We start from the raw sequence: 16172 nt of genomic DNA on the forward strand, positions 1-16172 counted from the left end.
CTCCGCACCGGACGCCGCCACGGCCGAGGCTCCGGCCCGCAAGGGCTGGTGGTCGCGCCGCTTCGGCGGCGGCGGCAACTAGCGCCACCTGAAAGTCAAAACGCCCGGTTCACGCCGGGCGTTTTTATTGGACAGGCCATCCGTTCGTCAGACGCCGGCGTGACGGAGCCTGACGGAGACGGACCCGATGCAAAGCGCGATCGTTCTTGGCGGCGGCATGGTGGGCGTCAGCACGGCGCTGCATTTGCAACGCCGCGGCTGGTCGGTCACGCTCGTCGACCGCAAGGAACCCGGCCGCGAGACCAGCTACGGCAATGCCGGCATCATTCAGAGCGAGGCGGTGCGGCCCTATCCGATGCCGCGCGATCCCGCCACGCTCACCAGGATCGCGATGGGGCGCACCAACGATGTGCGCTATCGCCTCGCCTCGCTGCCCCGGCACGCCGGTCCGCTGCTGCGCTATTGGTGGAACTCGACGCCCGAGCGGCACCGCGAAGCCACCATCGCATGGGCGCGCCTGATCGCCTACGCCACCGCGGAGCACGACACGCTGATCCGCGATGCACATGCCGACAATCTGATCCGTCGCGCCGGCTATCGCCTGCTGCATCGCGACCCGGCGGCACTGGAGCAGGCGATCGCAGTCGCCGAAGAGAACCAGCGTGACTTCGGCGTGCAGTTTCGCGTGCTCGATGGCAAGGAGCTTGCCAGAGCGGAGCCTTTGCTGCGCGACGATCTGCCCGGCGCCATTCACTGGCTCGGGCCTTGGACCGTGTCGGACCCCGGCGGCCTCGTGTCCGCCTATGCCGGATTGTTCGAGCGCCTCGGCGGGACGCTGCTGAATGGCGATGCGCAGACGCTGACGCAGACCACATCCGGCTGGTCGGTCGACACCATCGGCGGTCGGATCGATGCCGCCCACGTCGTCGTCACGCTCGGGCCGTGGTCACCGCAATTGCTGCGCAAGTTCGGCTACCGGATCCCGCTGGTGCGCAAGCGCGGCTACCATATGCACTATCAGGGCGGCCGTTCGCTCGACCTGCCGCTGGTCGACACCGCGAATGGGTATGCGATGGCGCCGATGGCCAAGGGAATCCGCATCACGACCGGCGCGGAGCTGACCAGCCCCGATGCGCCGGCGACGCCGATCCAGCTTGGTCATGCCGAAGCGGCCGCACGCGAGCTGATCGAGATCGGCAGCCGCGTCGAGCCCGAGCCCTGGTTCGGCACCCGCCCCTGCACCACCGACATGCTGCCGGTGCTCGGGCCTGCGCCGCGCCATCGCGGGCTGTGGGTGAATTTCGGTCACGGCCATCAGGGCTTCACACTCGGCCCGGCGACGGCGCGGGTGCTGGCCGAAACGATGAACGGCGAGGCATCCGCTGTGGACACCTCGCCGTATCGGCTCGATCGCTTCTGACTCCAGACGCCGATCTAGTCCGTCGTCACCGCGGTCTCCATGTCGGTCGGGTCGATCTGCCGGGCGAGATTGGCGTTGAGCTTGTCGCGGTCGAGCTCGCCCTCCCACCAGGCGACGATCACGCAGGCGACGCCGTTGCCGCACAGATTGGTCAGCGCGCGGCACTCGCTCATGAACTTGTCGATGCCGAGCACGATCGCCATGCCCGGCACCAGCCGCGGATCGACCACCGCAAGCGTCGCCGCCAGCGTGATGAAGCCCGCGCCGGTGATGCCGGACGCCCCCTTCGAGGTCAGCATCGCCACGACCAGGATCGTGAGCTGCTGGCTGAACGTGAGGTCGTAGCCCAGCGCCTGCGCGATGAACAACGTCGCCAGCGTCATGTAGATGTTGGTGCCGTCGAGGTTGAATGAATATCCCGTGGGCACCACGAGGCCGACTACGGACTTCGAGCAGCCGAGCCGTTCGAGCTTCTCCATCAATGACGGCAGCGCGCTCTCCGACGACGAGGTGCCGAGCACGATCAGGAGCTCGTCCTTGATGTAGGCCAGGAACCGGAAGATCGAGAACCCTGCGATCCGCGCGATGATGCCGAGCACCACGAGGACGAACAGCGCCGCGGTCAGATAGAACGTCGCGATCAGCCCCATCAGATTGAGGATCGCGCCGGTGCCGAACTTGCCGATGGTGAAGGCCATCGCGCCGAACGCACCGATCGGCGCCGCCCGCATCACGATCGAGATGACGCCGAACACCGCATGCGCGGCATCGTCGATGAACGAACGGATGGTGTGGCCGCGCTCGCCGAGGCCCATGATCGCGAAGCCGAACAGCACCGAGAACAGCAGTACCTGCAGGATCTCGCCCTGGGCGAAGGCGCCGACGACGGTGTCGGGGATGATGCGCAGCACGAAGTCGACGCTCTTCTGCGCCTCCGCCTGCTTGGCATAATTGGCAACCGCCTGCGCGTTGGCCGCTGCGCCGCCGAAGCCCGCGCCCGGCTTCACGATATTGCCGATGAGCAATCCGATCACCAGCGCGAAGGTCGAGACGACTTCGAAATAGACCAGCGCCTTGACGCCGATGCGGCCGACCTTCTTGGCATCCTGGATATGCGCGATGCCTGAGACCACCGTGCAGAAGATGATCGGTGCGATCACCATCTTGATCAGCTTGATGAAGCCGTCGCCGAGTGCCTTGATCCACTCATTGGTGGCAAGCGACGGCCAGAACGCGCCGACCAGCGCGCCGAGCACGATTGCGATCAGGACCTGGACATAGAGAATCTTGTACCACGGCTTGCCACCGGCAGACGCCGGTGAAGCCGTGGCAACGGTTGCCGTTGCCATGTGTCACTCCCCCTCAGAAATGGCGGAAATAGCCAAGATCAACTTGGCCGTTCAAGTCAAATGGAACTGTGTGGGCCCTGCCGTTTATCCGCGGCGATCTGTCGCGTGTCGCTCCGCCGAAACCAGGCACGGCGCTTGCGAAACCGATCCAACCGAAGGATGGAAGGCTCTTGAAGATTGCGGGCTATTTAAGCCAATGCGCGATCCGTGCAACTGCTTCCTGCATGTCCGCGGCCGAACGTGCATAGGAAAAACGGATGAAGGCGCGGCCGTGGATCGGATCGAAATCCACGCCCGGGGTCGCTGCGACATGCGCCTTCTCGAGCATCTCGCTGGCGAAGGCGAAGCTGTCGGAGGTGAAGTCGGAGACGTCGGCATAGAGATAGAACGCGCCGTCTGCGGGGAGGAACTTGGTCAGCCCCGCCTTCGGCAGCCCTTCGATCAGGATACGGCGGTTCTCCTGGTAGCCGCGCTTGATCGCCTCCATCTCCTCGCGGCCTTCGAAGGCCGCTTCGGCTGCGATCTGCGACAGGGTCGGCACCGAGATCGACAGGTTCTGTTGCAGCCGTTCGATCGGCCGCACCAGCATTTCGGGCACCACGATCCAGCCGACGCGCCAGCCGGTCATGCAGAAGTATTTCGAGAACGAGTTGATCACGAGCGCGTTCGGCGACAGCTCGGCCGCCGTCACCGCGGGCAACGCATAGTCGAGCCCGTGATAGATCTCGTCGGAGATGAAGCGGATGCCGGCGCTGTCGGCGGCCGCCATCAGGCTCGACAGCGCCTCACGCGACATCATCGTGCCGGTCGGATTGGCGGGGCTGCCGACCAGCACGCCCTTCAGCGGCGCCTTGCGATGGGCAGCCAGCAGCGCCTCGCCGGTCAGCGCGTGGCGGGTGTCGCCTGACGTCTCGATCAGCACCGGCTCGCAGCCGAGCGCAGTCAGGATGTGACGATACGGCGGATAGCCGGGCACGGTGACCGCGACCCGGTCGCCCGGCTCGAACATCGCAAGAAACGCCAGGATGAACCCGCCCGACGAGCCCGTGGTGACGATGACGCGCTCGGCGTCGACCGCACAACCATACGTGTCGCGGTAATGCCGCGCGATGCGCGCGCGCAGCGAGGGAATGCCGAGCGCCGAGGTGTAGTCGATCCGACCGTCCAGAAGCGCGGCCTGCGCGGCCGCGATCGCCGGTTTCGGCGCGGATGCGGCGGGCTGCCCCACCTCCATGTGGATGACATGGCCGCCGGCGGCCTCGATTCGCGCCGCGGCGGCCATCACGTCCATCACCATGAACGGCGGAACATCGCTCCGGCCGGACGCTGTGAAAAGGCTGCTCACACGGTCTCTCGCTGTCGCTTCACGCATGGATTTCTGCTATTGCACGGCCGCTGCCGAATTCGGGTTCCCGTCACCGTCTGCCGCCCCAGACTGGCCGCATTCGGTGGCTCCTTATAACGCTTTCAGGCCAAGTGAATACCCCAAGTGAATACCCGGTTCGCGTGAAGAAGAACTGCAAAAACAACAGACTGCGCCACGCGCCGGATCCGGTCCGGCCCGGAACCCGGTTTTGCGCCGGCGCGGCCAGCCATCGCCAATAGATCGCTCATGCTGTTCCGCCTCAGGCTTCGCACCACGACCTTCAAGCTCATCGCATTGCTGACCGCGGTCACGCTCGCGATCGGTCCGGTCGTCCCCGCGCAAGCCCAGCAAAAGGGCCCGCCGGTGCTGCGCGACACCGAGTCCGAGCAGTTGCTGCGCGAATACACAAGGCCGATCCTGCGCGCCGCCGGTCTGGAGAAGCAGAATATCCAGATCGTCATCATCAACGACAGCTCGTTCAACGCCTTCGTCGCCGACGGCCGCCGCATCTTCGTCAACTACGGCGCGCTGCTGCAATCGGAGACGCCGAACCAGATCATCGGCGTGCTGGCGCACGAGACCGGCCATCTCGCAGGTGGCCATCTCGCCAAGATGCGCGAGCAGCTGGCGCAGGCGCAGACCCAGATGATCATCGCGATGCTGCTCGGCGTCGGCGCGATCGCTGCCGGCGCAGGCGGCCGCGGCGGCGGAAACGGCCTTTCCAGCGCTGCGCCGCAGCGATCTCGGCCCCGCAGACGGTGATTCAGCGCACGCTGCTGTCCTATCAGCGCCAGCAGGAAGAAAACGCCGACCGCGCCGGCGTCAAATTCCTGAACGCGACCGGACAGTCCGCCAAGGGCATGTACGAGACGTTCAGGCGCTTCACCGACGAGAGCCTGTTCGCCTCGCGCGGCGCCGATCCCTATTTGCAGTCGCACCCGATGCCGGTCGATCGCGTCTCGGCGCTGCAGGAGCTGGCGCGCTCCAGCCCCTATTGGGACAAGAAGGACGATCCGGCGCTGCAGCTGCGTCACGACATGATGCGCGCCAAGATCTCCGGCTTCATGGAGCGGCAGGATACGGTCTACCGCCGCTATCCGCTGACCAACACCAGCATGCCGGCGCGCTACGCACGCGCGATCACGACCTATCTGCACGGCGATCTGCGTTCGGCGATCGCGCAGATCGACAGCTTGATCCAGGCGCAGCCCAACAACCCCTATTTCTACGAATTGCGCGGCCAGGCGCTGCTCGAAGGCGGCCGGCCGGCGGAGGCCATCGCGCCGCTGCGCCGCGCGGTGCAGATGTCCGGCAATTCGCCGCTGATCGAGATGCTGCTCGGCCAGGCGCTGGTCGCCTCCGACAACAAGGCGTTCACCGACGAAGCGATCAACATGCTGCGGGCCGCCGTGGGGCGCGAGCCCGAGGCGCCGCTCGGCTACACCCAGCTCGCGATGGCCTACGGCCGCAAGGGCGACTATGCCCAGGCCGACCTGGCCTCAGCGCAGGCCGCCTATCTCCGCGGCGACACCAAGACCGCCCGCGACCTTGCGTCGCGCGCCAAGACGCGGTTCGCGATCGGCACGCCCGGCTGGGTCAAAGCTGACGACATTGTGAGCGCCAAGCCCATGCCGGGTCAGAAAAACAACTAGAAATAAACCGTAGTTCCATACAACGATCCCCCCAAAACCGGCTCACGGCCGCGCCGTATTTCGGGCCACCTCGAACAAGGATTTTGTCATGCCAGCGCTTCGTTTTCTTGCCCCTGCCCTGCTCGCGCTCGGCGTTTGCGCCGCGCCGCTGTCGGCGTCCGCGCAGAGCTTCAACGATACCCAGCGCGGCGACATCGAGACCATCGTGCGCAACTACCTCGTCTCGCATCCCGAGGTGCTCGAAGAGGCGATGAACGAGCTCAGCAAGCGGCAGGCGGCCGCTGAAGCCGAGAAGCATGAGCAGAGCGTCGCCAAGAACGCCGACACCATCTTCAATTCGCCGCGCGGCGTCATGCTCGGCAACAAGGACGGCGACGTCACCTTCGTCGAGTTCTTCGATTACAATTGCGGCTACTGCAAGCGCGCGATGTCCGACATGATGGATCTGATGAAGTCGGATCCGAAGCTGAAGGTCGTGCTGAAGGAATTCCCGGTGCTGAGCCAGGGCTCGGTCGAGGCCGCGCAGGTCGCGGTCGCCGTGCGCATGCAGGACCCGACCGGCAAGAAGTATCTCGAGTTTCACCAGAAGCTGCTGGGTGGCCGCGGCGCCGCCGACAAGGCCCGCGCGATGGCCGTCGCCAAGGACGTCGGCCTCGACATGACCAAGCTCGAGAAGGACATGGCGGGCCCCGAGGTGAAGGCGACCATCGAGGAGAACTTCCGCCTTGCCGAATCCATGGGCATGAACGGCACGCCGAGCTACGTGATCGGCAAGCAGGTCGTTGTCGGCGCCGTTGGCGTCGACAATCTCAAGGAAAAGATCGGCATTGCCCGCTGCGGCAAGGCGACCTGCTGATCGTCCCTTCGACGGCGCCCATTCAATCAGCAAAATCCGGCTGCCAGGCAGCCGGATTTTTTATTGCCATCACCGAACCAATCCCGCGCGGGCTGCAACCAAGGGCCATCACCAATCACGGAAGCCGCGCGCCATGTCCATGGCCTCGCCTACCCTTCTGGCCTCGCCTACCCTTGGCTACGACCTCACGCTCCTGAACACGGCGCCACAACGTGGCTCCGACCATGATCACGGCTGGTGCTACGGCCTGCCGTCGGGCATTCGCACCGAGCAATGGCCGCTGAGCCCTCATGATGGCTTTCCGATGCAGCACTGCTTCACGCTGCGGATTCCCACGCAGTATCGCGCCAAGGGCCAGTCCTACGTTGCGCTCGCGATGTTCGCCGATCAGCAATATGACGAGCCCGTCGAGATCGAGGCGGTCGCGCGATATCTCAATGCTGAGACCGTCGAGCGTCCGGCCGATCGCAATCTGCTGCCGTGCTTCGCCTATCGGCAGAACCGTCATCCGATGGAGTTTCGGATGAAGGACATCATCGACCACAATTTCGCGGCGATCTGGCTCACGGAGACCGAATTCGCAGCACCGCTCTGCCAGCCGCCGGAGCTCGCCGGCAATCCATTGCTGGAAGCCAATTCGCCGCCACGCTGGCTCGTGAAAGGCGCGGCGCGCACGGCGTTCGACGTCCATGTCGGCCGCACCACGCGCATCGAGGAACTGGAGAAGACATACTGGTATCGCCTGTTCGGCCACGTCCCTGAGGCCGGACACCATGCCTACGGCATCGCGCTTGCGGCACGCGACGGCGATCCCAATGTCGGCAAGCCGCCGCGCGACCATTTGCTGCACAAGGGCGATCTCGGCGACTACATCGCGCCCTACGGTGCGGATGGCAGTGCGCACGGCCTCGAACGCTTGCAAGGCCGTAACCATCTCGGCGGCACAATGTTTCCAAACCAGTGGACGCCGAAATACAGCGCGACCTATCTCGAGATCGAAGAGCATTTCGGCGGCTTCAATTTCGGCGGCGGCAACGGCCAGCTAGATCTTGCAAGCATGGAGTTCGACTGGGCCTGCGGTTGAAGCACGCTCTGTTCATCGCGCATTCACACAACAAACAAACCGCGGGGAACCGCAAATCAACAGGAACATCGCACATCCTCTCCCGTTGTTGGCGCGGGCAATGCTTAAATACGAGGAGGAATATGATGTCTAACCGCTTTCTGATTTCCGTTGCTGCGGCGGCCCTGATCGCCGGCGCCGGCTTTGCGAATGCACAGGGCACCGGCGGAGCCAACAAGGAATCCGGAGCCGGCGGCGGCGCGACCATGGAACACTCTGCACCGTCAGGTGGCGCGTCATCGGGCACCATGCAGCATGATAAGAGCGGCATGAAGGGTTCCGAGCATTCCACGACCGGTGAGTCTTCTCCGGGGATGAAGGGCGCCGAGTCCGACAAGTCCGGCCCCGCCGCCAAGGGCGCGCAGGACAATACGCAGAAGTCGAAGGGCATGAGCTCGGAGAACGATGCGACCAAGGGCTCCAAGGAAGGCCCGAAGGACATGAAGGCCGAGAGCCACGACAAGAACGGCGGCATGAAAGCCGAAGGTCGTGACAAGAGCGGCAACATGAACGCCGAGAGCCGCGACAAGAGCGGTGCCACAACCAATCAGAACGCTCAGACCAAGAGCCCGACCGACACCAACCGCGCGCAGACCAACGACAGCAGCCGCACCCAGACCACGACCGGTAACGCGGCGACGTCGGCCACCGCGGCTCCGCCGGCCGAGAAGCGCACCCAGATCACGACCGCGATCAAGTCGGAGCACGTCACCGAAGTCACCAACGTGAACTTCAACGTGGCGGTCGGCACCCGCGTCCCGGCCGACGTGCACTTCTACCCGGTGCCGGAGCGCGTCGTGACGATCTATCCGCAGTGGCGCGGCTATGAGTTCATTCTGGTCAAGGGCCGCTACATCATCGTGCAGCCGGAGACCCACGAGATCGTCTACATCATCGAGGGCTAAGGTGGCCTCGGCCGCGAGGGTGCCATGAGGGCCCTCGCCGCAATCTCAACCCCGCCCCCTCCCGGGGCGGGGTTTTGCATTCGACCACAACCCGCGATCGCCGGTGGATGACGGACCGGAGCGCAGCCCCGACGCGTCTTTCCGCACGATTTGGTTAATCAGCAATTTCCGCAGGTTACGGCAACTACCTAACAGGGTGGAGGAAGCTGTTGAAGACGTTCCGATTTCACCTAAAGACTTCCCCTGCGGCCGGTTGTTACCTATAACCCGGCCCACTCCACCCCTCGCCCGGAACCCTTGGCAGGAATCCTTGGCAAGAATCTTTGGCAGGAATCTCTGGAATGGCTGCTGCCGGAACGATCTATGTGCTGAACGGCCCGAACCTCAACCTGTTGGGGACGCGCGAGCCGGAGACGTACGGCCACGCCACCCTCGCCGACGTCGAGAAGCTGTGCGCGGACACCGCACGCCAGTTCGGGCTGACCGCCGACTGCCGGCAGTCCAACCGCGAGGGTGAACTGATCGATTTCATCCATGAAGCCCACGCCAAGAAGGCGGTCGGCATCATCATCAACGCCGGCGGCTACTCCCATACCTCGATCGCGCTGCATGACGCGCTGGTTGCGGTCAAGGTCCCCGCCGTCGAGGTTCATGTCAGCAATATCCACGCCCGCGAGAGCTTCCGGGACCACTCGTTCACTGCTAAAGCCGCCTTCGCGTCGCTTTGCGGCTTCGGCATCGACGGCTACCGGCTTGCGATCATCGGCCTCGCCACCAGGATTGGTGCGAAGACCGATGCCAGGACCGATGCCAAGCCAAAGACTTAATCGTCAATCCTGACGTTCCCCGTCACCAGACAGAGATTTCGGATCAAACAACATGGCGCGCCAGCCAGACGACAAATCAGCCGCAAAGTCCAAGAACGACGTGAAGAACGACTCCAAGAGCGACGACAGCGTCCTCATCCGCGAGCTCGCGCTTCTGCTTGCTGAGACCAACCTCACCGAGATCGAGATCGAGCGCGCCGGCCTGCGCGTCCGGGTGGCCCGCAACATCAGCATCGCGGCATCCGTGCCGTCAGCCGTGCATGCGGTTGCCGCGCCGGGGGCGGTGCCGGTTGCCGCGGTTGCTGCTGCGACCGATCTGGCAAAGCACCCGGGCGCCGTGCCCTCGCCGATGGTCGGCACCGCCTATTGGTCGCCCGAGCCGGGCGCCAAGCCGTTCATTGAAGTCGGCACCAAGGTCAGCGCCGGCCAGACGCTTCTGATCATCGAGGCGATGAAGACGATGAACCAGATCCCGTCGCCCCGCGCCGGCACCGTGACGCAGATCCTCGTCGAGGACGGCCAGCCCGTCGAATTCGGCGAACCGCTCGTCATCATTGAATAGCTTCCCGTCAACGTCAGGCGCAGCGATGTTCGACAAGATCCTCATAGCCAATCGCGGCGAGATCGCGCTTCGCGTGCTGCGCGCCTGCAAGGAGCTCGGCATCTCCACCGTCGCGGTGCATTCCACCGCCGACGCCGATGCAATGCATGTGCGGCTCGCCGACGAGAGCGTGTGCATCGGCCCGCCGCCCTCGAAGGATTCCTACCTCAACATACCGGCGCTGCTCGCGGCCTGCGAGATCACCGGCGCCGACGCCGTGCATCCCGGCTATGGCTTCCTGTCGGAGAATGCGCGCTTCGCCGAGATCCTCGCCGACCACAATCTCGGCTTCATCGGACCGAAGGCCGAGCACATCCGCCTGATGGGCGACAAGATCGAAGCCAAGAAGACCGCCAAGCGCCTCGGCATTCCAGTGGTGCCCGGCTCGGACGGCGCGGTGACATCGGAGGCCGACGCTCTCGTCATCGGCAAGGACATCGGTTTCCCGGTGCTGGTGAAGGCTGCGGCCGGCGGCGGTGGCCGCGGCATGAAGGTCGCGCACACCGAGGCTGATCTGGCGCTGGCGCTCTCGACCGCGGCGAACGAGGCCAGATCGGCGTTCGGCGACGCCTCGGTCTACCTGGAGAAATACCTACAGAAGCCGCGCCACATCGAGATCCAGATTCTCGGCGACGGCCGCGGCGGCGCTATCCATCTCGGCGAGCGCGACTGCTCGCTGCAGCGCCGTCACCAGAAGGTCTGGGAGGAAGGCCCCTCGCCCGTACTCGCGGCGGCCGCGCGCGCCAGGATCGGCGAGACCTGCGCCAAGGCGATGCGGGACATGAAGTATCTCGGCGTCGGCACCATCGAATTCCTCTACGAGGACGGCGAGTTCTATTTCATCGAAATGAACACCCGCATCCAGGTCGAGCATCCCGTCACCGAAAGCATCACCGATATCGATCTGGTGCTGGAGCAGATCCGGATTGCCGCCGGCGGCGACCTTCCGGCCAAGCAGAGCGACATCGCGATCATCGGCCACGCCATCGAGTGCCGCATCAACGCGGAGAACCCGCAGACCTTCCGTCCCTCGCCCGGACGAATCACGCAATTCCATCCGCCCGGCGGCCTCGGCGTGCGGATCGATTCCGCCGTCTATCAGGGCTACGTGATCCCGCCCTATTACGACTCGCTGGTCGGCAAGTTGATCGTGCACGGCAAGACCCGCGGCGAATGCCTGATGCGGCTGCGCCGGGCGCTGGACGAGATGGTGGTCGACGGGATCGAGACGACGCTGCCGCTGTTCCGCGCATTGGTGCGCGAGCCCGACATCATCGAAGGCGACTACCACATCCACTGGCTGGAGCAGTACCTCGCGGGCCAGCCATCCGACGCCCCAAAATAGTTCGGAACTCCGTGGAACCCAGGCCCAGTTCAAACGTACTATAGGGTTATTGGCTTTCCACGGGGACGCATTGAATCCCGCTCCCGCAAAGAGACTGTCGTGACGCCTGTTTCACGACGCCGGTCCACGTTGCAGATCCTGCTCCTCTCGGCGGGATTTTTCGTGCTGGTCGCGGTCAGCGTGGCGTCCGTTCTGTTGGTCAACAAGGCGCGTGAGGACAATGCCCTGGTCGTCCATACGGTCGAGGTCGAGAGCCAGGTTGCCAACCTGCTGCTTGACGTCAGGCGCGCCGAAAGCGCAACCAGGGCGTATCTGCTGACATCGGCACCGCAATACCTGTCCGAATACCAGTCCGCGGCGGCAGGCCTCCCCTCCGCGCTCGGCCATCTCCAGATGATGACGGTCGATAATCCGGTGCAGGTCGCCAATGCCGCGAAGCTCAAGGCCGCCGTCGAGCAACGACTGGCCGACTTCGCCCTCAGCATCGAGCGCGTCAAGCATAACGACACGGCGACCAGCATCGACATCCTGCGCAAGGGCACATCGGCCGATGCGTTGGAGGCGATCGCCGGGATCGGCCGCGACATGCGCACCGAGGAGGATCGCCTGCTGGCGATGCGCACTGCGACCGCGGACAGGACCCAGGTGCTGGCCTCCTCCGTCACGATCGCAGGCTCCTGTATGGTGCTGGCGCTCGCCGCGCTTTCGCTGGTGCTGCTGCGGCAATCCTCGCGGGCGCGCGACGAGGCCGAAGCCAGGCTGCGCGACAGCAACGTCAATCTCGAAACCATCGTCGACGAGCGCACCGCGGACCTGCGCGAGGCCAACGAGGAGATCCAGCGCTTCGCCTATATCGTCAGCCACGATCTGCGCTCGCCGCTGGTCAACATCATGGGCTTCACCAGCGAGTTGGAAGAGCTGCGCGGCGACATCTTCAAGCGCATCGCGACGCTCAATCGCACCGCGTCGCTCGCGCCGGCGATGCCGGAAGACGCCACTGACGTGGCCGAGCCCGAGCTCGAAGGCTCCGACAAGCAGCTGTCCGACGATTTCAGCGAATCGCTCAGCTTCATCAAATCGTCGATCGCCAAGATGGACCGCCTAATCAGTGCGATCCTCAATCTCACCCGCGAGGGCCGCCGTGAGTTCAAGCCCGAACGCGTCGACCTCCGCGAGCTGATCGACGGCATCGTCAAGACGGTCGCTCACCAGGCGGTCGAGGCCAATGCGACCGTCGAGGTCGGCGCGTTGCCCAAGATCGTCAGCGACCGCCTCGCGCTGGAACAGATCTTCTCCAACCTGATCGACAACGCGCTCAAGTACCTCAGGAACGGCGTCCCCGGCGAGATCTCGATCGAAGGCCGCACCAAGCTCGGCTTTGCGATCTTCGAGGTCACGGACAACGGCCGCGGCATCGATCCCAAGGACCACCAGCGCATTTTCGATCTGTTCCGCCGCGCCGGAACCCAGGACAAGCCCGGTCAAGGCATCGGGCTTGCCCATGTCCGCGCACTTGTGCGCAGACTGGGCGGCACCATGTCGGTAGCATCGGAACTTCACAAAGGCAGCACATTCACCATCACGCTGCCTATCAAATGGTCAGGCAAGAACCGGGAAAAGGCGTCATGAGCGATCCAGTCACCATCATCATGATCGAGGACGACGAGGGCCATGCCCGCCTGATTGAGCGGAATATCCGGCGCTCAGGTGTCAACAATGAGATCATCCCGTTCACCAACGGTACAGAGGCCGTGAACTACCTGTTCGGCCGGGATGGCAGCGCGGTCGAGCGCAAGGGCCAGCCTCTGCTCATCCTGCTTGATCTCAATCTGCCTGACATGACCGGCATCGACATTCTGAAGCGGGTCAAGGAAAACAAGTATCTCAAGTCGACGCCGGTGGTCGTGTTGACCACGACCGACGACTCCCATGAGATCAAGCGTTGCTACGAACTCGGTTGCAACGTCTACATCACCAAGCCGGTCAACTACGAAAGCTTTGCCAACGCCATTCGCCAGCTTGGCCTGTTCTTTTCCGTGATTCAGGTGCCGCCAGCTTCCATATGACCAGCGCAACGCCGACACTGCTCTACATCGACGACGACGCGGCGCTGGCGCGCCTGGTCGAACGCGGGCTGACGCGCGCGGGCTACAAGGTCGTGCACGCCGCAAGCGGCCAGGAAGGCCTCGACCGGCTCGCCCAGGGCGGCATCGACGTGGTCGCGCTCGATCAGGTCATGCCCGGCTTCGATGGGCTGGAGACGCTGGAGCAGATCCTCAAGATTCCGGACGCGCCGCCGGTGGTGTTCGTCACCGCCTCGCAGGATTCGGCGATTGCCGTCACCGCGCTGAAGGCCGGCGCGGCGGACTATCTGGTCAAGGACGTCAGGGGCGAATTCATCCCCCTGCTCCAGGTCGCGGTGAACGGCGCGGTCCGGCGCGCCGCGATCCAGAAAGCGCGCGACGAGGCCGAAGCCGAGGTGCACGCCTCACGCGACCGCTACGCCGCGCTTGCCGCCGAGCGCGAAGTTCTGCTGCGCGAGGTCAACCATCGCGTCGGCAATTCGTTGCAGATCATTGCCTCGCTGCTGCATCTGCAAGCCAATTCCTCGACCCAGCAGGATGTCAAGGCGGCGCTCACCAATGCGATGGGCCGTGTCGCCGCCGTCGCGCAGGTGCACCGCCGCCTCTACACCTCGCACGACTTCAAGACGGTGATGCTCAACCAGTATCTCGAGGCGCTGCTCGAGGATCTCAGGCGATCGGCCGAAGGCAACAAGATGTCGCGGCTGACGCTAAAGGCCGACCCGGTCGAGATCGATCCCGATCGCGCGGTTGCGATCGGCATCATCGTCAACGAGCTGGTGATGAACGCCGTCAAATACGCCTATCCCGACGGCGCCGGCCCGATCCATGTCGAGCTGAGGCCGCTGGCGAACGATGTCCAGCTCGCGATCAGCGATGAAGGCGTGGGCTACTCCGACAAGGCCGACCCGCGCGGCACCGGCATGGGCCAGCGCATCGTCGCGGCAATGGCCGTCAAGCTCGACGCCAACGTCGAGCGCGACCCGAGCCACAAGGGCACCCGCTTCGTGGTCCGGTTTGCCCGCGTCACCGCGGCGCCGGCAAAATCGACAAGCGTCGCCGCCAGTTAGGCTACTGCCGGTGGCTGATTGGTCGATTTTTCACGTTGGCCTTAACGGCCGCGTCACCTTGTTGTTCGATCGCAGCCAGCCGCCCGGACCCGGTTAAGACAAATCTGGGCATTGTTTGCCATGCTTTGCACCCAGCTTGCCAGGAACGCACGCGATGTTCGGTCGCAGGGTGGTTTTCGGAAAGAAGCAGGAAGCCTCGGGCGAGCTCAAGGAGGCCGAGCGTCCGGCACAGGGCGCCGACGGCGCGGCGCCTGCCTTTCACAAGAAGCAGTGGGATGATCCACGGATCGGGTCGATGCTGCGCGATGCCGGCTTCGCGCCTGATGACGCCGCCAGCATCGTGCCGACGGCGGACAATCGGCTCGCCGTGTTCGCTGCGGCCAACAAACGGCTGCAAGAGCGCACCGAGACCTTCAACCGCGACATGACGGCGCGCCACGGCCACTGCAACGCGGTGCCGTTCCTGGTCATCGACCAGAAGATCTGGGATGGGCCGCATGGCGGGTTTCTCTACGGCCAGATGGATCTGATCGGCTACGACGAGTGGAACGTGATCATGCTGGCGGGCGATCCGCAGACCACGGAGTCATGCGGCCTGGCCGGCCATCCCGGCTTCCTTCCGGCCGTGACGCAAATCATGATCGAGCATGTGACCGAGTGGAAGGCGCGGCACAACGCGCTGCTCGAGACGTTCGGAATCGCCGCCACCGGCGGGCGCGACATCCCGCACGAACAGTATGAGATGGAAAAGGATACGCTGCGCAGGGAAATCATCGACAAGGCCGGCTGGATGAAGCCGCGCATCATCGACGATCTCTTGCGCAAGGGCTAAAGCGTTTTCGAGCGAAGTGGGCACCGGTTCGCGTGAAGAAAACACGTCAAGCCCTTGAGACGCGCGCCTCCCCCTGACGCATCAATCGTGCCGATCGCGGTGCCGCCGCGTGCGATACGGACGGCAATCCTGACACGGCGCACCAAAGGTCACCTGCGACGGATACGGCCGCGCCGAGTGATATGGCGTCGAGCCGAACAGGCCCGCCGCGCCGAAACCCGCGCTGAAGGGATTGGCGGCAAAGCTGCCGGGAAACGAGCCGTTACTGCGGAAATCGCGGTCGTCGTTCCTGCCGTCGAAATAGGCACCGCCGGTGCTGCCGTAACGCAGCGGCCGGGCCGCTTCCTGGCCCGACGCAGCCGCCGCGCTGAGCGCGATGGCGGCGCAGGCGATCAGTCCTCTGATGATGGCGGTCATGGCAAAGCCCTCATTGCGGAATGGTCCCCCAATCGCCCTTCCAGGCGATCAGGCGTCCCTTGCCGAATTGCAGATAGAGCCCGTCGCTGCGCCGCGACAGCACGCTGCCCCTGACATTGGGCAGCGCGACGAACAACTCATTGCCCGGCGTGCCGCGAACGTAATTCAGGGAAACGCCCAGCGACTGGCTGGCCTGGTCGACACTCATGCCGAAGGCGAGCGGAACGCTGTTGGGCGGCCGCTGCTGCGCGCGGGCCGTGCCGGCCGGCGCACCCAGCGCGACGACGAGGGCAATAACGAACAGTGTCAGGAAGCGCTGCATGGC

The 16172-nt window shown here is 64.6% G+C and carries 16 protein-coding genes and 1 pseudogene; 12 read left to right on the forward strand and 5 right to left on the reverse strand.

The genetic code is table 11. From position 1 onward, the window contains the following. The first annotated feature begins 187 nt into the window (after positions 1-187). A complete protein-coding gene (locus H8A95_RS27290; RefSeq protein WP_229186017.1) occupies positions 188-1420 on the forward strand; it encodes an NAD(P)/FAD-dependent oxidoreductase in 1233 nt (410 codons plus the stop codon). Between the two features lie 14 nt (positions 1421-1434). Here H8A95_RS27290 and H8A95_RS27295 read toward each other — a convergent pair whose 3' ends face one another. The 3 genes from H8A95_RS27295 to H8A95_RS27305 form a co-directional block, all read right to left on the reverse strand. Further along, positions 1435-2769, reverse strand: a complete 1335-nt coding sequence (locus H8A95_RS27295; protein WP_229186018.1) for a dicarboxylate/amino acid:cation symporter — start codon at positions 2767-2769, stop codon at positions 1435-1437. Between the two features lie 184 nt (positions 2770-2953). Further along, entirely contained in the window at positions 2954-4141 is a 1188-nt protein-coding gene (locus tag H8A95_RS27300; protein ID WP_229186019.1) for a pyridoxal phosphate-dependent aminotransferase, read from the reverse strand. A gap of 95 nt (positions 4142-4236) precedes the next feature. After that, a complete protein-coding gene (locus tag H8A95_RS27305) occupies positions 4237-4383 on the reverse strand; it encodes a hypothetical protein (protein WP_229186020.1) in 147 nt (48 codons plus the stop codon). Between H8A95_RS27305 and H8A95_RS27310 the strand changes: the two are divergent. The 11 genes and pseudogenes from H8A95_RS27310 to H8A95_RS27360 all read left to right on the forward strand — a co-directional run bounded on the left by H8A95_RS27310 (position 4382) and on the right by H8A95_RS27360 (position 15430). Continuing rightward, positions 4382-5787 (forward strand): annotated as a pseudogene (locus H8A95_RS27310) (M48 family metalloprotease). The gene H8A95_RS27305 and the pseudogene H8A95_RS27310 overlap by 2 nt on opposite strands. Before the next feature lie 88 nt (positions 5788-5875). Continuing rightward, positions 5876-6643 carry a DsbA family protein gene (locus H8A95_RS27315; RefSeq protein ID WP_229186021.1) on the forward strand — a complete coding sequence of 256 codons (768 nt, stop codon included), beginning with the start codon at positions 5876-5878 and terminating at the stop codon, positions 6641-6643. A 133-nt stretch (positions 6644-6776) separates the two neighbouring features. Next, positions 6777-7727 carry a hypothetical protein gene (locus H8A95_RS27320; protein ID WP_229186022.1) on the forward strand — a complete coding sequence of 317 codons (951 nt, stop codon included), beginning with the start codon at positions 6777-6779 and terminating at the stop codon, positions 7725-7727. 125 nt (positions 7728-7852) lie between these two features. Further along, on the forward strand, positions 7853-8671 hold the full coding sequence (locus H8A95_RS27325) for a DUF1236 domain-containing protein (protein ID WP_229186023.1): 819 nt from the start codon (positions 7853-7855) through the stop codon (positions 8669-8671). Between the two features lie 341 nt (positions 8672-9012). Beyond that, on the forward strand, positions 9013-9498 hold the full coding sequence (gene aroQ, locus H8A95_RS27330; RefSeq protein ID WP_229186024.1) for a type II 3-dehydroquinate dehydratase: 486 nt from the start codon (positions 9013-9015) through the stop codon (positions 9496-9498). Between the two features lie 52 nt (positions 9499-9550). Then, on the forward strand, positions 9551-10060 hold the full coding sequence (gene accB / locus H8A95_RS27335; RefSeq protein ID WP_229186025.1) for an acetyl-CoA carboxylase biotin carboxyl carrier protein: 510 nt from the start codon (positions 9551-9553) through the stop codon (positions 10058-10060). A 25-nt stretch (positions 10061-10085) separates the two neighbouring features. Then, complete coding sequence (gene accC / locus H8A95_RS27340; protein WP_229186026.1) at positions 10086-11444, forward strand: acetyl-CoA carboxylase biotin carboxylase subunit; 1359 nt, start codon at positions 10086-10088, stop codon at positions 11442-11444. Between the two features lie 99 nt (positions 11445-11543). Beyond that, positions 11544-13073 carry a sensor histidine kinase gene (locus H8A95_RS27345; RefSeq protein WP_229186027.1) on the forward strand — a complete coding sequence of 510 codons (1530 nt, stop codon included), beginning with the start codon at positions 11544-11546 and terminating at the stop codon, positions 13071-13073. Beyond that, a complete protein-coding gene (locus H8A95_RS27350; protein WP_229186028.1) occupies positions 13070-13510 on the forward strand; it encodes a response regulator in 441 nt (146 codons plus the stop codon). Before H8A95_RS27345 ends, H8A95_RS27350 begins: the two co-directional genes overlap by 4 nt. Continuing rightward, the gene (locus H8A95_RS27355; protein ID WP_229186029.1) at positions 13507-14598 is read left to right on the forward strand and encodes a sensor histidine kinase; all 1092 of its coding nucleotides are present in this window, start codon (positions 13507-13509) and stop codon (positions 14596-14598) included. Before H8A95_RS27350 ends, H8A95_RS27355 begins: the two co-directional genes overlap by 4 nt. Positions 14599-14752: 154 nt before the next feature. Continuing rightward, positions 14753-15430 (forward strand): hypothetical protein, encoded by a 678-nt coding sequence (locus tag H8A95_RS27360; protein WP_229186030.1) that lies wholly within the window; start codon positions 14753-14755, stop codon positions 15428-15430. Between the two features lie 81 nt (positions 15431-15511). On the opposite strand, the gene H8A95_RS27365 is transcribed toward H8A95_RS27360, so the two are convergent. Next, a complete protein-coding gene (locus H8A95_RS27365) occupies positions 15512-15847 on the reverse strand; it encodes a BA14K family protein (protein ID WP_229186031.1) in 336 nt (111 codons plus the stop codon). Positions 15848-15857: 10 nt separating this feature from the next. After that, positions 15858-16169 (reverse strand): hypothetical protein, encoded by a 312-nt coding sequence (locus tag H8A95_RS27370; protein WP_229186032.1) that lies wholly within the window; start codon positions 16167-16169, stop codon positions 15858-15860. Positions 16170-16172 lie beyond the last annotated feature (3 nt).

Origin of the sequence: Bradyrhizobium oropedii (assembly GCF_020889685.1) — a bacterium.
Taxonomy (GTDB): domain Bacteria; phylum Pseudomonadota; class Alphaproteobacteria; order Rhizobiales; family Xanthobacteraceae; genus Bradyrhizobium; species Bradyrhizobium oropedii.